This is a genomic window from Halomonas sp. (assembly GCF_031581305.1).
In the GTDB taxonomy this organism is placed as follows: Bacteria; Pseudomonadota; Gammaproteobacteria; order Pseudomonadales; family Halomonadaceae; genus Halomonas.
Map to the genome: position 1 here is coordinate 1 of NZ_JAVLBC010000331.1, position 1,579 is coordinate 1,579.

Consider the following 1,579-nt stretch of genomic DNA (forward strand, 5'->3'; position numbering starts at 1 on the left):
CTAGCCTGAATATTGCACCAGTGTCGCGAGTTCGGCCTGGTGGGTGAGCAGGCCAGCGCTTCATGTTGGATGGCGCGAAAATCGCTCACTTTTTGATCGATTTCCCGCCCTCAAGACGCACTGCCCCCTACCCCCGTTGTTTATCTCGTGCCGGGGACAGCACCCTGCCGGTCATCCCGGCACGAGCTTGCGGGCGAGCTTCTGGAAGAGGTCCTGGTCGGGGTAATGACTGCTCAGCATCAGCCGGACGCGCCGGGTATTGCGGATCACCACACCACCGATCTTCAGCAGCTTCAGGCGCAGGGTGGTGACCTGAGCCGTGGCATACGCGGTGCGCTTCAGGTACACCCGGCGCAGCCGTTCCAGCAGCAGGTAGGCCAGGCCGGCCAGCAGGAGCCGGTACTGGTTGGGCCACCAGTCATGGCAGCTGGTGCGATCCGAGAAGAGCCACTGCTGCTCCTTGATGCGGTTCTCCATGTCGCCACGCGGGCAATAGCGGCTGTCGTAGAGCCACTGGGGGCTGCCCCTCAGGTTGGTCACCACATAGCGGGTGTTGAAGCCTCGGTGGCTGGTCTCGGCCTTGATCACCACCTTGCGGCGAGGGCACTTCCAGCTGTGCGCGGCATAGTCGATGCGCCCGAAGTGGCGCTGCTTGGTGCGCGCAGCCTCCCAGCGAATGGCCGACTCGTAGCGAATGTCCAGTGACAGCTTCTCGAGGCGGCTGTTGGTGGCCAGGCCGACGATGTACTCGACGCCATGGCGCTCGCACCAATCGAGAATCAGCGGTCGGCAGAAGCCACTGTCGCCACGGAAGACGAGCTTCACCTCGGGCCAGGCCTGGCGCAGGCGCCGCACCAGCAACGCCAGGATGGCCCCGGCATGGTGGGCCGCATCGCGATAGGCCGGACGCAGGTAGCTGACCAGCAACTGCTGGCCACAGAAGACGTAGAGCGGCAGGAAGCAGTACCCGTCGTAGAAGCCGGAGAAATGGCGGCCGAGCTGCTCGCCATGCACCGGATCGTCGGTGGCGTCGAAGTCGAGGATCAAGCGCTTCTTCGGCGGCCGCCGGAAGGAACGGATGAACTGCTCGACGATCTCCTCCTGGATGGCTACCGCCCACTGGCGACTGGCCTGCTGCTCGAAGCGACACAGCGTCGACTGGCTGGCCAGCACGCCGTCGGTACCGACCGCGGTCTGCAGAGCGATGTCGCGGCGCAGGGCGTGGTGATCGTTGAGGTCCTCGTAGCCCAGTGCCAGGCCAAAGACGCGCTGCCGGAGCATGGTCTCGGCGCGATGCTGGCAACGGCGAGCGGCCCGAGCATCATTGAGGCGGCGCGCGATGGTACGGGTCAGCCTCATCTCGCGATCGAGCTGGCGAAGCAGCAGGGCGCCGCCATCGGAGGTGATCTCGCCCCCGTCGAAACCGGCGGTAACCTGGCGGCCTTTACAGCGTGGAAAGGAAGCAGTCGGCGTGGTACATTTTGTCATGGCGGCTGATGCGGTTGATTCTTGGTTAGGCTCTTGAATTATAACCGATTTTCAGCCGCTTTTTTCATGTCTGATGCAATTTCCAGGCTAG

Annotated in this window: 1 protein-coding gene; it reads right to left on the bottom strand. The window is 63.8% G+C overall.

Going from position 1 to position 1,579, the window contains the following annotated elements; translation table 11 throughout:
* Positions 1 to 171 precede the first annotated feature (171 nt).
* Entirely contained in the window at positions 172 to 1,488 is a 1,317-nt protein-coding gene (locus tag RI841_RS16405) for an IS1380 family transposase (protein ID WP_310706697.1), read from the bottom strand.
* Positions 1,489 to 1,579 lie beyond the last annotated feature (91 nt).

Bases quoted from the DNA above. Each gene is read 5' to 3' on its own strand.
- RI841_RS16405 (WP_310706697.1), bottom strand. From the start codon at position 1,488: ATGACAAAATGTACCACGCCGACTGCTTCCTTTCCACGCTGTAAAGGC.